At 39.2% G+C, this 16,855-nt stretch carries 13 protein-coding genes; 8 read left to right on the forward strand and 5 right to left on the reverse strand.

The window, feature by feature from the left end:
* Nucleotides 1–164: 164 nt before the first annotated feature.
* On the reverse strand, nt 165–1,529 hold the full coding sequence (locus tag LB465_RS17395) for a pyridoxal phosphate-dependent decarboxylase family protein (protein WP_224471208.1): 1,365 nt from the start codon (nt 1,527–1,529) through the stop codon (nt 165–167).
* Between the two features lies 1 nt (nt 1,530).
* Complete coding sequence (gene bshC / locus LB465_RS17400) at nt 1,531–3,144, reverse strand: bacillithiol biosynthesis cysteine-adding enzyme BshC (protein WP_224471196.1); 1,614 nt, start codon at nt 3,142–3,144, stop codon at nt 1,531–1,533.
* Between the two features lie 234 nt (nt 3,145–3,378).
* On the opposite strand from bshC, the gene LB465_RS17405 reads away from it, so the two are divergent.
* From LB465_RS17405 to LB465_RS17420, 4 genes are all read left to right on the forward strand, one after another.
* Nucleotides 3,379–5,859, forward strand: coding sequence for a M14 family metallopeptidase (locus LB465_RS17405; protein WP_224471197.1), 2,481 nt, complete (start codon nt 3,379–3,381; stop codon nt 5,857–5,859).
* A gap of 552 nt (nt 5,860–6,411) precedes the next feature.
* Nucleotides 6,412–9,237, forward strand: a complete 2,826-nt coding sequence (locus LB465_RS17410; protein ID WP_224471198.1) for a M16 family metallopeptidase — start codon at nt 6,412–6,414, stop codon at nt 9,235–9,237.
* Entirely contained in the window at nt 9,237–10,199 is a 963-nt protein-coding gene (locus LB465_RS17415; RefSeq protein ID WP_224471199.1) for a calcium/sodium antiporter, read from the forward strand. Before LB465_RS17410 ends, LB465_RS17415 begins: the two co-directional genes overlap by 1 nt.
* Nucleotides 10,200–10,305: 106 nt before the next feature.
* Nucleotides 10,306–10,740, forward strand: a complete 435-nt coding sequence (locus LB465_RS17420; RefSeq protein ID WP_224471200.1) for a hypothetical protein — start codon at nt 10,306–10,308, stop codon at nt 10,738–10,740.
* On the opposite strand, the gene LB465_RS17425 is transcribed toward LB465_RS17420, so the two are convergent.
* Together LB465_RS17425 and LB465_RS17430 are read right to left on the reverse strand one after the other, a co-directional pair.
* Nucleotides 10,737–11,150: a hypothetical protein gene (locus tag LB465_RS17425; protein WP_224471201.1), complete on the reverse strand. Its 414-nt coding sequence runs from the start codon at nt 11,148–11,150 to the stop codon at nt 10,737–10,739. The genes LB465_RS17420 and LB465_RS17425 overlap by 4 nt on opposite strands.
* 1 nt (nt 11,151) lies before the next feature.
* The gene (locus LB465_RS17430; RefSeq protein ID WP_224471202.1) at nt 11,152–11,565 is read right to left on the reverse strand and encodes a hypothetical protein; all 414 of its coding nucleotides are present in this window, start codon (nt 11,563–11,565) and stop codon (nt 11,152–11,154) included.
* Nucleotides 11,566–11,844: 279 nt separating this feature from the next.
* Between LB465_RS17430 and LB465_RS17435 the strand changes: the two genes are divergently transcribed.
* On the forward strand, nt 11,845–12,138 hold the full coding sequence (locus LB465_RS17435; protein ID WP_224471203.1) for a GIY-YIG nuclease family protein: 294 nt from the start codon (nt 11,845–11,847) through the stop codon (nt 12,136–12,138).
* A 176-nt stretch (nt 12,139–12,314) separates the two neighbouring features.
* On the forward strand, nt 12,315–12,992 hold the full coding sequence (locus LB465_RS17440; protein WP_224471204.1) for a TIGR02117 family protein: 678 nt from the start codon (nt 12,315–12,317) through the stop codon (nt 12,990–12,992).
* 22 nt (nt 12,993–13,014) lie between these two features.
* Here the strand turns inward: LB465_RS17440 and rimO are convergent, their stop codons facing one another.
* Nucleotides 13,015–14,364, reverse strand: coding sequence for a 30S ribosomal protein S12 methylthiotransferase RimO (gene rimO / locus LB465_RS17445; RefSeq protein ID WP_224471205.1), 1,350 nt, complete (start codon nt 14,362–14,364; stop codon nt 13,015–13,017).
* A 487-nt stretch (nt 14,365–14,851) separates the two neighbouring features.
* Here rimO and LB465_RS17450 point away from each other — a divergent pair, with 487 nt between their 5' ends.
* Complete coding sequence (locus LB465_RS17450; protein ID WP_224471206.1) at nt 14,852–15,916, forward strand: P1 family peptidase; 1,065 nt, start codon at nt 14,852–14,854, stop codon at nt 15,914–15,916.
* Nucleotides 15,917–16,136: 220 nt separating this feature from the next.
* A complete protein-coding gene (locus tag LB465_RS17455) occupies nt 16,137–16,643 on the forward strand; it encodes a YkgJ family cysteine cluster protein (protein WP_224471207.1) in 507 nt (168 codons plus the stop codon).
* Nucleotides 16,644–16,855 lie beyond the last annotated feature (212 nt).

Genomic DNA, 16,855 nt, shown 5'->3' on the forward strand with positions numbered 1-16,855 from the left:
ACTCAGGAACAGGTATGAAAACACTATACTTATATCGGTTAACTCGTGGTTCATTATATTTACCAATAAAATTACGTCAAAATCCTACGCTAGGTAATTTTTTTTATCACAGGTCTCAGGATGACGACTAAAAAACTTTTTCAGACAGGTTCCTCTTGTATATTCTAATCCAAAGTATCCAAGATCATATCAATATCTTCTTCTGTAGTATCCGGATTTATAAAACAGAACCGGATCACGGTTTCTTTTTTCCAGGTGGTTGGGGTAACCAGCGCCAAACCATCACGATGGTTTTTATACGTCCAGTCTCGATATTGCTCAGGAGTCCAACCTTTTCTTCGAAATAAAACCACCGATAAACTCGCGGGTCTCACCAATTCTAAATTTTCGCGTTCTTCAACCTTTTTGGCTGCCTTTTTCGCCAGGGAAATTCCGGTCTCAATGGCCTGTCGGTATTTGTTGGTACCGTGCATTGCCAAAGAAAACCAAAGTGGCATTCCCCGTATTCTTCGTGTTAACTGAATTTGATAATCGGCTGGATTAAAACCTTTCGCACCTTCATCTTTAAAAATTTCCAGGTAAGCTCCTTTTTGTGAATGAGCATTTTTAGCCAGTTCCAGGTCTTTATAAATCACGGCTCCACAATCGTAAGGTGAAAACAACCATTTATGCGGATCTATCGTTATACTATCGGCGCGCTCAATTCCGTTAAACAAATGTCTAACGGATGGTGCCGCCAAAGCCCCGCCGCCATAAGCACAATCTACGTGGAACCAAACCTTTTCTTTTTCACAAACATCGGCAATGGTATCTAATTGATCTATAATTCCGGCATTAGTGGTGCCGCCGGTGGCAACCACAGCAAAAAGTCGATTTCTGTCCTTTTCTTCCAGTTCGTTTATCCCATTTTGCAATTCACGCCCGGTAAGATTTTCTTCTTCACAATCTATCATCACCACATCGGCGTCAATCACTTTTGCCATTGCCTGTATAGAACTATGTGCGCCGTGAGAAGTGAGCAATAAGGCTTTTTTGCCAACATTCTGGCTATCGCGGGTACGCCATTCTTCACGCGCCGCCACCATAGCTGAAAGGTTTGCTGCTGTACCGCCACTGGTAAAAACGCCAAAAGCGCCATCCGGTAAACCGGTAAGCGAAACCAGCCATTTCATCGCCTGGTTTTCACAAAAGATACCTCCGGCACCTTCCATCCAGTAGGCACCATGAATACTGGAAGCCGATGTCACTAAATCGAACATAATCGCCGCCCGGGTTGGGGCTGCGGGTACAAAGGCCAAATGCCGTGGATGATCTATAGGCACCGTGGCCTTCACCAAAACATCACGAAATAGTTGGAAAGCATTCTCACCCCCAATCCCTTCCGGAGTAACAGTTTCACCAACAATTCGCAATAATTCTTCTTCTTTTTTTGGGGCTCCCATTTCGGGAGTAATATTAGAGATACGGTCTATAGCATATTTCATAACGTCCAGCGTCATTTCTACCAGGTCCATATCTATGGTATGCATTTTATTCTTTTCCAAAAGTCAAAATTTTAAATTCCGCCTGCAGCGGGTCTAATTCGTTTAATAATACTGAAATTAATTCGGGGCCGTATTCGGCAAATATTTCCGAAAAATTGGTTTGTCTTTCCTGTAAACCTTTATTCGGAAAAAGCTCATTCTGAAGCTCTGCAATTCTACTTACCTCATCTTCCAGTTTTCGTTTTTGTGCTTTCAAAAGACGTTTTTCGAGATTATCGAGGCCTTTTAATTGTTTTACTTCCTGGGCTTTTACCGCGCCCAGAAAAGATTTATCTGTTTTCTCTGCCAAATCATACATTTGCTGAAATTGTTCCACCAAATGTTCTTTCTGCTTGGAAAAATCAATATCTATATTTGAAATTTGCCGCACTTTTCTATTAATAAGTTCGTGCTGTTTCAAAAATAATTCTTTGTTTGAAATATTTAATTTCTTTCGCTTTTCATCCAGTTTTGCCGATTGGATCAAAGCAGAATTCCGAAGTAATAAAACCGGAAAAACAACATTTTCAGCTTTAAAATATTCTTTTAATTCCAGCCAGTAGGCAATTTCTCCTCCGCCACCTATATAACAAAGATTGGGTAAAATCACTTCCTCGTATAAAGGACGAAGCATCACATTTGGACTAAAACGTTCTGGGGAATCTTTTAATTCTTTAAGGATTTCTTCTCTGCTCCATTGTATTTCGGTTTCGTGCACAAAATATTCGCCATCTCGCTCTATAATTCTTTCCCGCAAACCATTGTTCAAATAAAACAAATTGATCTCCCGCGGATTTACCTGTACGTTATAGCCGAGCTTATTAAGCCTTTCGGCAGTTACCGTAGTGGTTTTATGAGAAACCTGTTCAAAAAGTTCATTTTTGGCATAAGGAATAAAAAGTTCTTTCAGGGATTTTTGCTGCGCATCCAGGATAACCAAACCTTCTTTCTTAAAAAGTTCGTTTGCCAGATAAAGCGTAGCTTTAGCAAGATTATCATGCTCCAGGTAAGATTTTTTAAATAATTCCTTTAAAAAATCGGCATCTTTCCCACCTCCTATTTCCGCTGAAAAAAGTTTAAATACATCTTCCAGGCCATCGGTAGATAAGTTTCCTACGGCATCATTTTCAGCATTTTTAGGCGCATTGGCCCATTGAAACTTCTTTCCGTTTAAATTAAAGAAATTGATCTCCTCAAAATCGTGATCTTCGGTGGCCATCCAATACACCGGCACGAAATTATTTTTAGGATATTTTTCTTTTAATTTTCGAGTAAGATTAATTGTAGAAACAATTTTATATAAAAAATAAAACGGACCGGTAAATAAATTAAGCTGATGACCGGTTACCACGGTAAAGGTTTTTTCCTCTGCCAGCGTGTCAATATTTCTTAGTGTGGCTTCTGAAATTTCCAACCCGGAATATTGCTCTTTTAAAGCTTTTACCAGAACCTTCCTGTTTTGCTGAGGAAAAGAAGACTTTTCTTCTATTTGCGCTTTAAAATTCTCCAGGTTTGGAAAACGATTATAGAAAGTTTTTAGTTCCTCTTTTTCAGAGAGGTAATCTAAAATAAGATCGGTAAAATAATTGGTTTCTTTGTACGGAATACACTCGGTTGGCATTAGCAATTTTTTGGATGGTAAAGATACCGAAGTTAAGAATTTTATTCGCTAATTTTTAGTTAATTTGGCGTTAGATACTGTTTTTACTCGATTATTGATAGTTTATAATCAAACGTCAAGCTGAACTCGTTTCAGCTTCTAACATATTTTAAATCCAAGACCTTAGACCCTGAAATAAATTCAGGGTGACGTAATTAGAAATCAGGATTCATATTCAACATTTAAAATCAATCAATGAAATCAATTTTACTTTCTGTCGCGTTTTTATTTTTAGGTTTACAAATTAATGCGCAATTACAAAGTCCGGAAGAATTTCTAGGCTACGAGATTGGCGAACAATTCTCCCGTCACGCCGATGTGGTGAATTATTTTAAACACGTAGCCGAAAACTCCCCACTGGTAAATTATCATACCTACGGAAAAACCAACGAACGCCGGCCGCTTACCTATGCGGTGATTTCTTCGGAAAAAAACTTAAAAAACCTGGATGAAATAAGAAATGCTCATCTTGGCAATACCAGAATTTCAGATACTGAAACCGAAGCTGATAAAGCTATTGTATGGTTAAGTTATAATGTACACGGCAATGAAGCTTCCAGTACCGAAGCGGCTATGAAAACTTTATACGAATTGATCACCGAAAAACAGGATTGGCTGGAAAATACCGTGGTAATTATAGACCCCAATGTAAATCCTGATGGGCGCGATAGATACGTAAACTGGTACAATCAGGTGAAAGCCGAACCTTACAGCCCGTTGCAGGCTGCAGCCGAGCATCATGAACCCTGGCCGGGCGGAAGACCAAATCATTATTTATTTGATCTTAACCGCGACTGGGCCTGGGCCACGCAGGTGGAAACCCAGCAACGTCTTAAAATTTACAACCAGTGGATGCCTCATATTCACGTAGATTTTCATGAACAGGGAATTAACGAACCCTATTATTTCGCACCTGCAGCAGAACCTTTTCACGAAATTATCACACCATTTCAAAGAGAATTTCAAACCGAAATAGGAAAAAACCACGCCGAGTATTTTGATAAAGAAGGCTGGTTATTTTTCACCAAAGAACGATTTGATTTGCTGTACCCAAGTTACGGTGACACTTATCCAACATATATGGGCGCCATTGGGATGACCTACGAACAAGCCGGTCACGGCCGTGCGGGATTAGGAATAAATACCGACGAAGGTTATGAACTCACTCTAAAAGATCGTGTAGCGCACCACCATACCACCGGACTTTCAACCGTGGAAGTCGCCAGTAGAAATACAGAAACTCTAAATACTGAATTCAAAAAGTACTTTGACAATTCAGAGCTTGAATATAAATCTTACGCGCTAAAAGGAAATCCTGATAAGATCGCTTCGCTAAAAGAATTGCTCGATAAGCACGAAATAAAGTATCAAAAAGCTGCTTCTGGTAGGGTTAACGGATTTAATTATACCGAAGGAAAAGAAGACAGGTTTAATACCGATGAAAATACTTTAGTAATCAATACCAATCAGCCAAAAGGAAAGATGGTTAATGTGCTTTTTGAACCTACCACCACCCTCACTGATTCCCTGACTTATGACATCACTGCCTGGAGTTTACCGTATGCTTACGGTTTGGAAGCGGTTGCCATTACACGAGAAGTTTCTTCATTGGAAAAATCAGGAACTCCAGAAATTAATAATACAGCAAACCCATCAGGAGCGGGTTATGTTGCCAAATGGAACGCCTTACAAGACGCCCAGTTTTTAGCTGAATTACTGAATGAGAATATCAAAGTGCGTTTTACCGAAATTCCTTTTAAAAGTGAAGGAAAAGATTTTGATCGCGGAAGTTTGATCATTACAAAAAGTGACAATAGAACTAAGGAAAATTTTGATAAGACTGTAGTCGGAATCGCTAACAAACACCAACGCAATTTGGTTGCAGCAACGACCAGTTTCGCCGGAAGTGGACCAGATTTTGGATCACCAGAGGTGAAACTTATCAATCCACCGAAAGTTGCGGTTTTAAAAGGTGAAGACACTTCTTCTTTAAATTATGGTGAAGTTTGGTACTTTTTTGAGCAGGATCTTAATTATCCGGTGACTTCCATAAACACCGATTATTTTACAAATGTAGATTTAGCGCAATTTGATATCTTAATTATGCCGGAAGGTAATTACGCTGATACTTTAGATGAGGATACTCTACAACAAGTAAAAGACTGGGTTAGCAATGGCGGAAAACTTATCGCGATTGGCAGCGCTGCAAAAACTTTTGCCGGAAAAGACGATTTTGCACTTAAAGAAAACAAATCAGAAGCCATGGATTCTACAGCCACGGGAAATTTAATTCCGTATGCACAAAGAGAGCGAGAAGCCGCGAAAGATATGATTACAGGGAGCATTATAAAAACCAAATTAGATAATACTCATCCTATGGCATTTGGCTACGGCGACACTTATTTGAGTTTAAAATTAAGTAGTGACAGCTACAAACTTCTGGATAAAGGCTTTAATGTTTCCTACGTTCAACAACCGGAAATAGTTGCAGGTTTTGCAGGAAGTTCAGCTATAAAAGATCTTGAAAATTCACTGATTTTCGGAGAAGAAAGAATGGGAAGCGGAAGCATTATCTATATGGTAGATAATCCTTTATTCCGGGCATTTTGGGAGAACGGGAAATTGTTCTTCGCAAATTCAGTTTTCTTCGTGAATAATAATAAGTTCAGTTTATAGAAATCTATAAAATTATTGCCACGAATGCACGAATAATTTTATTGAATTATCCTGTGAGGTTTCTTTTAACCTCGTAGGTATATTCCACTATCAATTTACTCGAATTCATTTGACCAAAGAAGGAAGAAGTAAAAATTTCAGGATTTTAAATCCCGGCATGAATTTGCTCTGAATCAAACCTACAAGGTTTTTAAATCCTTGCAGGATGTGGTTCTCCTGCGAGGTTTCTTTTAACCTCGTAGGTATTTTTATTAACGAAACTCTTTCTCTTACTACGAATCCACTAATTTATTTTATGCTCATTTGGGGGTTTTAAAGCTTAAAATTTAAAGTAAACTACAAACGCTAAACAGGTAGTAATTTTCAACGAAAGATTGCTGCGGCCTGCTATCGCAAGTCTCGCAATGACAAAACCTAATATTCGTGTATTCATGGCTTTTTTTAGCAATAGATTGCCACGTCCTGCTATCGCAGTCCTCGCAATGACGTAAATGATTTATTCTGAAATAATCGAAATAAACACTAATTTTGGGTAGCTAAAACTTCATCTTAATGAAATTCAGAATATTACTTTTACTGCTTTGCAGCTTTGCAATTTCTCAAAATATTCAATCTCAGGAATCAACCGATTTCAATGTAGATTTTGAAACTTTTACTTTAGAAAATGGCTTAAATGTTATTTTCCACGTTGATAAATCTGATCCAGTTGCGGCGGTGGCATTAACCGCGCACGTGGGTTCTGCCCGTGAAAAAGAAGGCCGAACCGGTTTTGCCCATCTTTTTGAGCATTTATTATTCCTTGAATCGGAAAACCTTGGAAAAGGCGGACTTGATAAACTGAGTGCGAGAATTGGCGGCTCTGGGGCCAATGGTTCTACAAGTCGTGATCGCACCAACTATTTCCAGACCGTACCAAAAGACGCTTTAGAAAAAATGATCTGGGCCGAAGCCGATAAACTCGGTTATTTTATCAATACTGTAACCGAACCCGTACTTGCCAAAGAAAAACAGGTGGTAAAAAATGAAAAAAGACAGGGCGTAGATAATCGTCCTTACGGCCATACCATGTATGTTCTGGATAAAAACCTGTATCCTGAAGATCATCCTTACAACTGGCAGGTAATTGGTTCTTTAGAAGACCTTCAAAATGCCACCCTGCAAGACGTAAAGGATTTTTACAACCGCTGGTATGTTCCCAATAATGTAACGCTTACCATCGCCGGAGATTTTGATAAAGAACAGGCCAAAGAATGGATTCATAAATATTTTGATGAAATTCCACGTGGTCCAGAAGTATCCCGCCAGGAAAAACAAATGGTGGAGCTGGATAAAACCAAAAAACTGTATTACGAAGATAATTTTGCACGGCTTCCAGAATTAACCATCGCCTGGCCAAGTGTTTATTCTTATCACGAAGATTATTATGCGCTAGAAGTTTTAGCAAATTATTTAAGTGACGGAAAAAATGCCCCGCTATATCAAAACCTCGTTGCAGAAAAAGAGCTTACAGATCGTGTACAAATGTTTAATTATACTTCAGAATTAGCGGGACAACTAATGCTTCAGGTTACCGCTTATAACGAAGTTGATTTAAATGCTGTGGAAAGCGCGGTTTTTGAAACCTTTAAAACGTTTGAAGCCGAAGGTATTCCGCAGCGTGACTTAGAGCGTATTAAAGCGCAGCAGGAAACCAATTTTTACAATAGCCTTTCCAGTGTTCTGGGGAAAGGTTTCCAACTCGCTCAATATCAGATTTTCGCTAACGATCCGAATTATATTAATAAAGATGTGGAAAAAATACTTGCTGTTACAGCTGAAGACGTAAAGCGTGTTTATGAAAAATATATAAAAGAAAAACACTTCGTAGCGACCAGTTTTGTTCCGAAAGGTCAAATTGAACTCGCTTTAGAAAATTCTGAAGAAGCTGAAGTGGTTGAAGAAAAAATCGTGGAAAATGCTGAAGAAGAAGTGAATGTTTCTGCAGATGTTTCTTACGAGAAAACTCCTTCAAGCTTTGACCGAAGTGTAGAACCACCCTATAGCAGCGCGCCCGAATTAAACGTACCGGAAATTTGGGAGACTATTCTTCCCTCGGGATTTAAAGTTTATGGAATTACGAACAACGAAGTTCCGTTGGTAAAATTTAGCCTGGAAATGCAAGGCGGGCTATTGCTGGAAAATCCTAAAAAGGTTGGGGTTTCTAATCTTTTGGCCAACCTAATGACCAAAGGCACTAAAAACAAAACTCCTCAAGAACTGGAAGAAGCTATTCAATTATTAGGTGCTGATATTCGTGTAAATGCCGGGGATGAAAAAATTGTTTTGAACGGAAGTACGCTCGCAAAAAATTATTCGGAAACCATAGATTTAGTTCAGGAAATATTACTGGAGCCTCGTTGGGATTCCACCGAATTCAAGTTAGTAAAACAGCAGGCGCTCAGCCGAATTCAGCAACAGGAAGCCGATCCTAACAGTATCGCAAACAACGAATTCAGAAAGCTTATTTATGGTGAAAATCATATTTTAGGTCAGAATAATTTAGGTACCGAAAATTCAGTAAACAGCATTACTCTAGAAGATCTTCAGGATTATTATTCACAAAATCTTAGTCCGAAAAGCAGTGTTTTTCACGTAGCGGGCGCAATTGATAATGAGGAAGCTGTAAAAGGTCTTCGCGGTCTATCGGTAGCCTGGCCTCCAAAAACGGTTGAAATGCCCGAAGTTGCACAGCCTGAAATGCCAGAGAATTCGCAAATTTATTTTTACGATGTTCCCGGTGCTAAACAATCGGTTTTAAGATTTGGCGCACCCGCCCTTGCCGCAACAGATGATGATTTTTATGCGGCCGAAGTAATGAATTATCGCCTGGGAGGTGGCGGATTTGCCTCTCAACTCACCCAGGAATTACGCGAAGGAAAAGGTTATACTTACGGGATTCGTTCCGGTTTTAATGCAGGGCAAAATAAAGGCCCATTCTTAATTTCCAGCGGCGTGCGCAGCAATATCACTTATGATGCTGTGAAACTTATCAAAGAAATTGTAGAGAATTACCCACAAAATTTTGATGGAGAAGATATGGAAATCACCCGTGGCTTTATGGTAAAAAGCAACGCCAGGAAGTTTGAAACTTTAAATTCAAAACTGGATATGCTTAGCGAAATAAGCACTTATGGCCGGGAGCACGATTATATAAAACAACGTGAAAAAACGGTAAATGAACTTACGGTCTTAGACATAAGGGAATTGGCTGAGACGTATATAAATCCCGATAAAATGTACTTTTTAATCGTTGGAGATGCCGAAACCCAAATGGAAAAACTGGAAGACCTGGGCTTTGGAAAACCGGTTTTATTAAACGAAAACGCAACTAAAGAATAATGTTAGTTCCGTCCTTCCTACTTGTATTGGGCTTGATAGTCCTGATTTTTGGTGCAAACTATATGGTTGAAGGTGCTTCGGCACTGGCCAAAAAATTTAATATATCCAATCTGGCCATTGGATTAACGATTGTGGCTTTTGGAACTTCCGCCCCGGAATTGGTGGTAAACACTTTTGCCGCAGCCGATGGCTATTCAGATATTGTTTTTGGAAATGTAATTGGCAGTAATAATTTCAACCTGTTCATTATCCTGGGAATTACCGGACTTATTACTCCGCTGGCTGTACAATCCAGCACAGCCTGGAAGGAAATCCCAATTTCGCTTATTGCCGTAATCATTCTTTTTATGATGGTAAACGATCAGATTATCTTTCCAGAGCAATACAGTATTTTAGGCACTTTAGACGGATTTATTTTACTCTTCTGTTTCCTGGCTTTCCTGTTTTATGTTTACAAACAGCTCAAAAATGATGACGTAGTTGAAGAAGATGATATCAAGCTGCTTTCTCCTTTAAAAACTACGGTTTTTATTATTGGAGGTCTGGCGGGACTTGTTTTGGGCGGGCAATTGGTGGTGAATAACGCCATAGATATTGCCGAAAGTATGGGGATTAGTCAGAAAATTATCGGACTTACCGTAGTAGCGGCCGGGACTTCTTTGCCGGAATTGGCGACTTCTATAGTAGCAGCGGCGAAAAAGAATGCAGATATCGCTGTAGGGAACATTATTGGATCTAATATTTTTAATATTTTCCTTATCCTATCAGCCGCTTCGCTTATTAAACCCATAGATTTCAACCCGAATTTCAACCAGGATTTATATATTCTGGCTGGTGGAACCATTTTTCTACTTCTGGCAATGTTTACCGGCAAAAGAAGACGCCTGGACCGCTGGGAAGCTTTAATTTTACTGGTGGCTTATCTTGGTTACACGACCTATTTGGTGATGCAGGAATTATAATTATTTAATCAGATAATATCAGATCGAGCGAAGTCGAGATCCTGGAAAATTGGGACTTGCATTTTCATCTATTACTTTTTATAGCAAATTCTTCTAATTTACTTGAATGAAAAAGATATACCTGATACCCATCCTTGCCTTATTGCTAGGCTGCACTAATGAAGCTGAAAAGGAAAAACTGAATTTGCGCATTGACAATCTTGAAGCGGATCTTAACGAGATAAAGTTCGAAAACGATTCGCTGAAAAAAGAGTTGCAGTTGTTAGAGAGCAGGAATCCGGTTGTTTTTACGCCCGATATTGATTCACTTGATAATCCTGAAACATTCATTGTGGAATCTTTAGAAAGAAATCAACAGCTTATTCCTCAAAAATCTGTTTTGGGTGGTACAATGCGATTTGTAGATACCGAAATTTTAAACGAGCGTTTTATCTGGGCAGCCTACGAAGACGGCCACATAGCCGGAGAAGCTATTTTTATTTATAAATTAAATGAAGCAGATAGTATTGATTTTAAACTGATTTCAGAAATTAGGGATTAGGCTATAGCCGGTTTAGCAAATTTATCCCGAAGTAATTCCAGATCTTCTTCTGAAAATCCTTTTAGCTCTACCATATCGCCTGTAGCTTTTGGTGCTTTTATAATAAGATTGTTACTGGCTAAATGGATGTTCACTTCCGGAGCAAAATTATAAGCTTTAGGTTGTTGATGTAACCTCGCTACAATTAGTTTTTCATCATCCCAGGCGATATATTCGGTATTTCTATCTTTTTGTTTATATGCAAGCCAGGCATACAATAAACCGGAAATCAAATAAAGGGAAGAAATTAAAATCGCTACTCTCCCATCAGTAAAAAAGTAGTTTGCTAAGCCCATAGATATCCACAAAACCGCGAAAATATAATTGAGATTCCTTTTAAAGAAATTGACCTTTTTCTCTATTTTTTGCATATTAGGCCGTAGCTAAGTTTTGGACAGGAGTTAATTCGATTTTTAGTTTTTCTATATCGGCTTCGGAATAGCCTTTTAGCTCAACCATAGTTCCACCTGCAGGGCCTGATTTTATCGTAAGGTTGGTTGGTGAAACATTAATCCCGTCAATCACAGCCCATTTATAAGATCTTGTACTTTGTTGCCATTCGCTGATCTCAATTTTGTCGTTATCCCAGCGAATAAATTCTAAGGGCAGATCTTTTTTAAAATACCCGTATCCAGCACCTATTAATCCGAAGATAGTGTAAGGATAAGCAATAAAATCATTACTTCCAACCAAGATAAGAGCTATGCCCATACATAACCAGAAACCACCCGTGATATAGAAATAGTTTCTTCGGAAAAAACTGACTTTTTTAGAAATTTGCGGCATGGGTTTTACAATATTAGAGGAAAGATAATAAATTATTTTAAAAATTTACAAGGAGTTTTTAATGTAGCCAGATGCTACCACCCCTTTTTTCTCCTACGGAGAATTCATTCCCCTCTTCACCGGATAAGGTGTCACTTCGAGTGGTCCCGATGCAATCGGGGGTGTATCGAGAAGTTCTCGATATGATGTTTTTCGGCTACCGCCTCAAAAATCTACTCGAACTGACAGGATGAATAAACAAAAAACTTAGTAACTTACTTCTCTTTATTAGATATTGAGATGAAGATAAGCTATGTATATATTCTGGAATGTGCAGATAAAACTTATTATACTGGCATCACCTCTAATCTGGAAAAAAGGATGTTAGAACATCAAACGGGAGTCCATCCAGATAGTTATACTGCAAAAAGGAGACCTTTAAAACTGGTATTCTTCGCAGAATTTTCAGACATCAACTTTGCCATAATGCGGGAAAAACAAATTAAGAAATGGTCTCGAGCTAAAAAGAAAGCTTTGATCGATGGAAGTTTTGATGCTTTACCAAATCTGGCTAAGAAAACCTTTAAAAGGTAGGTTTTAAAAACTCGCTGTTCAGTTAATCCTGCTACCGTCACTTCGAGTGGTCCCGATGCAATCGGGAGTGTATCGAGAAGTGTCAGTGTTACAACTGAACCGGTTCTCGATATGATGTTTTTCGGCTATCGCCTCAAAAATCTACTCACTGACGGAAATTTCAATACCTTAAACCTATGAAACAAGGTTTTCGATATTTCATAAAATCCCTTTTGATCTTTATCGCACCGCCGGTGATTTACCTGCTATTAGCGTTGATTGGATCTGTGATACCTGTAAATTCTAACTCAGAAATCGAAAACACTGATATAGAAATCTATCTTTATAAACAGGATATGCATACCGATATTTTGCTGCCGGTAAAGTCGGAAATTATAAAATGGGACAGGATTTTTAAACCGGAACATACGCTGTCAAATCCGCAGAATTCGGAATTTATTGGGTTTGGCTGGGGTGATCTTAATTTTTATAGAAATACACCGCAATGGGAAGATCTAAAACTGGATGTAGCTTTTAAAGCGCTTTTTCTAAGATCACAAAGCGCATTACACACTCGCTTTTATCAAAAAATACCAGTTTCAGAAAACCTGGTAAAAATTTCAGTTTCAGAAGATCAATATAAAAAGTTAACTGAATATATTCTGGAAACTGTAAACGCTGAAAATAAGGGAGAAATTCAACCTGTTTCAGGTTTACATTATTATCAGGATGATGCGTTTTATTTAGCTGAAACTTCTTTCCACCTTTTTAAAACATGTAACACCTGGACGAATTCCGCATTAAAAGCCTCCGGACTTAAAGCCTGTTTATGGACTCCTTTTCCAAAGGGAATTTTCGACCAATACAGCGATTAAACTACGTCAGCTTACAGTTTCCTTAAACACTCTTAACTTTTAGCTCTTTTCTAACCGGTTTTGGCGCTTCGTGAATTGGTTCAGCATATAAATCGAAATCAGCAGCATCGGTTACTTTTACTTCGTAGAATTCGCCGGTTTTCAGGTAAACTGAAGTAGCGTCGATTAGCACTTCGTTATCTACATCTGGAGAATCAAATTCGGTTCTTCCTACAAAGTAGTTCCCTTCTTTTCTATCGATCACCACTTTAAAGATTTGACCAATTTTCTGTTGGTTTAGCTCCCAGGAAATCTGGCTCTGTATTTCCATAATCTTGTTGGCGCGATCTTGTTTCACATCTTGTGGCACATCGTCTTCCAAATTATAGGCGTGTGTGTTTTCTTCGTGAGAATAAGTAAAGCAGCCCAAACGCTCAAAACGCATCTCCTCTACCCAATCTCTCATTTCCTCAAATTGCTCCTGGGTTTCTCCCGGGTAGCCCACAATAAGCGTTGTTCTAATAGCCATTTCAGGAACATATTTCCTAAAATCTTTTAGCAGTTTTGTGGTTTTCTCGCTCGTAGTTCCGCGGCGCATAGATTTCAACAATTCAGTATTGATATGCTGTAACGGAATATCTATATAATTACAAATCTTTGGCTCACGTTTCATCACATCCAGCACATCCATTGGGAAACCGGTTGGAAATGCATAATGTAAACGAATCCACTCAATACCTTCCACCTTCGCAAGGTTTTCCAGTAATTCAGCCAGGTTTCGTTTTTTGTATAGGTCGAGTCCGTAGTAAGTCAGATCCTGCGCGATAAGGATCAATTCCTTTACGCCATTAGCGGCAAGATTTTTAGCTTCTTTTACCAGATCTTCGATCGGTGTAGACTTATGCCCGCCACGCATTAAAGGGATAGCGCAAAAAGAACAGGGCCGGTCACAACCTTCGGCGATCTTTAGATAAGCATAATTTTTTGGCGTGGTCGTTAGACGCTCTCCAAGCAATTCGTGTTTATAATCGGCTTCCAGGGCTTTTAATAAGCCGGGAAGTTCTGTAGTCCCAAAATACTGGTCAACATCGGGGATTTCCTTTTGAAGATCTGGCTTGTAACGTTCGCTTAAACACCCGGTCACAAAAACTTTATCTACTTCTCCCTGTTGTTTCTGTTCTACAAACTCCAGGATGGTATTCACCGATTCTTCTTTGGCATTGTCTATAAATCCGCAGGTATTAATCACCACAATATTGCCGTCCTGCTCGTGCACCACGTCTTTATTGTTGCCCTTAAGCTGCCCCATCAAAACCTCACTATCATACACATTCTTGCTGCAACCAAGGGTTACGACATTAATACGGTTCTTCTTTATCGACTTTGTCCTCATACCATTCTATTTTTCAAAGCTGCTTCTAAATATCTTTGTTCGTCAAGCTGAACTTGGTTCAGCTTCTAAGTTGATTTGATTATGAACAACCTGGATCCTGAAACAAGTTCAGGATGACGTTCTAAAAACTTTTGCACAGCTTCTTAAAAGCGGGTGCAAAGATACAATCTATAATTTGAACTACAGCGGGTTAATATTGAAAGGAATAGCATAGAATATATTTCTCTATGTTCTTTTTTGCATTGCCCAAAAAGAACCAAAAAACGCTAGGCTTACTTTTCTCTCCTTGAAAACACTACGCTGATTGCCTATCTTGCGCATTGCAACCGCTGCGCTAGGCAATGCTCCTCTGCCCACCGCTGACAATCAGCTCGGTTTTGCTACGGAAATAAAAGTAGGCCGAAATCCTTCTAATAATTTAGAAAATTGCCATTCAAACTATTTTGTAACTTTCCAATCTATCAAAAACTTAAGAATCCAGTTATCAATGAAAAAACCTCTCCTCTTCGCTTTGTTTTTATTTTTCCTTGTGAATACGTTAACCGCACAGCAACGTGTAGAAGAAATTCCGCTGAAAATTGGGGTGATGCAAAGGGGAACTTTAAACGCAATTACCGACGTTGAAGGAGTAAAAGTCGGGCATACTACGTTGGTAAAAGGCGATTCGGTGCGTACCGGCGTGACGGCTATTCTTCCGCACGGCGGGAATATTTTTCAGCAGAAAGTACCTGCGGCGGTTTTTGTGGGAAATGGCTTCGGAAAACTAGCCGGCAGCACACAAATCAATGAACTGGGAAACCTGGAAACTCCTGTGATCCTTACCAACACGTTGAACGTTCCCACCGCGATGGACGCGGTGATAAAATACACGCTAAACCTGCCCGGAAATAAAAATGTACGTTCGGTAAATGCCGTGGTAGGCGAAACCAACGATGGCTATTTGAATGATATCCGCGGACAACATGTGACCAATGCGGATGTAATTTCTGCGATTGAAAATGCGAAAACCGTTGCAGTGGCTGAAGGAAACGTTGGCGCCGGCACGGGCACCATCGCTTTTGGTTATAAGGGCGGGATTGGCACAGCTTCCCGAAAACTGCCCGAAAGCCTGGGCGGTTATACTTTAGGCGTTTTGGTGCAAAGTAATTTTGGCGGGGTTTTGCAAATTGCCGGCGTACCGGTGGGACAAAAGCTGGGAAACTACAGTTTTAGCAATAATTTACAGAATAATGTAGACGGTTCCTGTATGATGGTGGTCGCTACCGATGCGCCACTGAACAACCGAAACCTGGAACGCCTGGCTAAACGAGCATTTATGGGACTGGCAAAAACCGGCGGAATCGCTTCCAACGGCAGCGGCGATTATGTGATCGCTTTTTCTACCGCCAAAGGAATGAGAATTCCTTATAAAATAGAGAGCGAAACCTTAACACAGGAAATAGTGCCCAACGATTTAATGTCGCCGCTGTTTATGGCCGCCATTGAAGCTACCGAAGAAGCTATTTTAAATTCTTTATTTATGGCTGAAACTACTACGGGTTTTAAAGGCTGAACCATAAAAGCTTTACCTCAAGAGGAAGTTTTACAATATTTAAAGGAAGCCGGGATTTTGAAAGATTAATACTAAGGCTATTTTAATTATTACACCAGGTCTAAAGAATTTCAATTAAGAACAAATACGGAAATTATACCCGTGAAAACGGCTATGTTTATACTACATTAGCCGAATATGAATAAGAAAAATATAATAGACAGCTTAAAATTCAGGAAATATGAGTGAACCAACAAATATCTGTTTGGCTTGTGGTTTATGTTGTGATGGTACTTTAATTGGTTTTGTACAGCTAGATACTGAAGAGCTATCACCTGTAAAACAGCTGATGGATATTGAACAAACGGGTGAAAATGGAATGTTTTTTCTACCTTGTAATGAACTTGGCTGCAATGGTTGTAATATTTATTCTCAAAGACCAAAAGCCTGTAGAAATTTTGAGTGTGGAGTTTTGAAATCTGTCGAAAAAAAGGAGTTGAGCTTTGATAATGCTACTAAAGTGATTGATGTAGTTAAACAAAAAAAGATAGCCATTGAAAAACGCGTAGCAACACTACAGATCGAACTTCAATCCAAATCATTTCACTTTAAAATGCTTGAATTGAAAAAGTTGCTTCGGAAAGATAAGTCTGAATTATCCTTATCACAAAGCCATCAGGAATTAATAGTGGAGCTCGAGGAACTTGAGAAGTTACTAACAAAGAGTTTTGGTGTTTCGTTTTTGTAAACAACTTTGCAGCAAGCTCAAGAAGCATTATTAGTAGTAGCCTCGGAACGTTTAATCTCGATTATCGAGTAAAAATAACCTGTTGCAAAAACTAAGCGTTCGTGTGGCCGGAACGGCCGAACATGAACGCACTGTTGACTAAACCGGTTCTTTGCCGATTAACTATATATGGGGATTGGTCTGTTTTTAGGAGGTAATATTTGTTAGATAGA

Origin of the sequence: Salegentibacter lacus (genome assembly GCF_020164555.1) — a bacterium.
GTDB classification, from domain to species: domain Bacteria; phylum Bacteroidota; class Bacteroidia; order Flavobacteriales; family Flavobacteriaceae; genus Salegentibacter; species Salegentibacter lacus.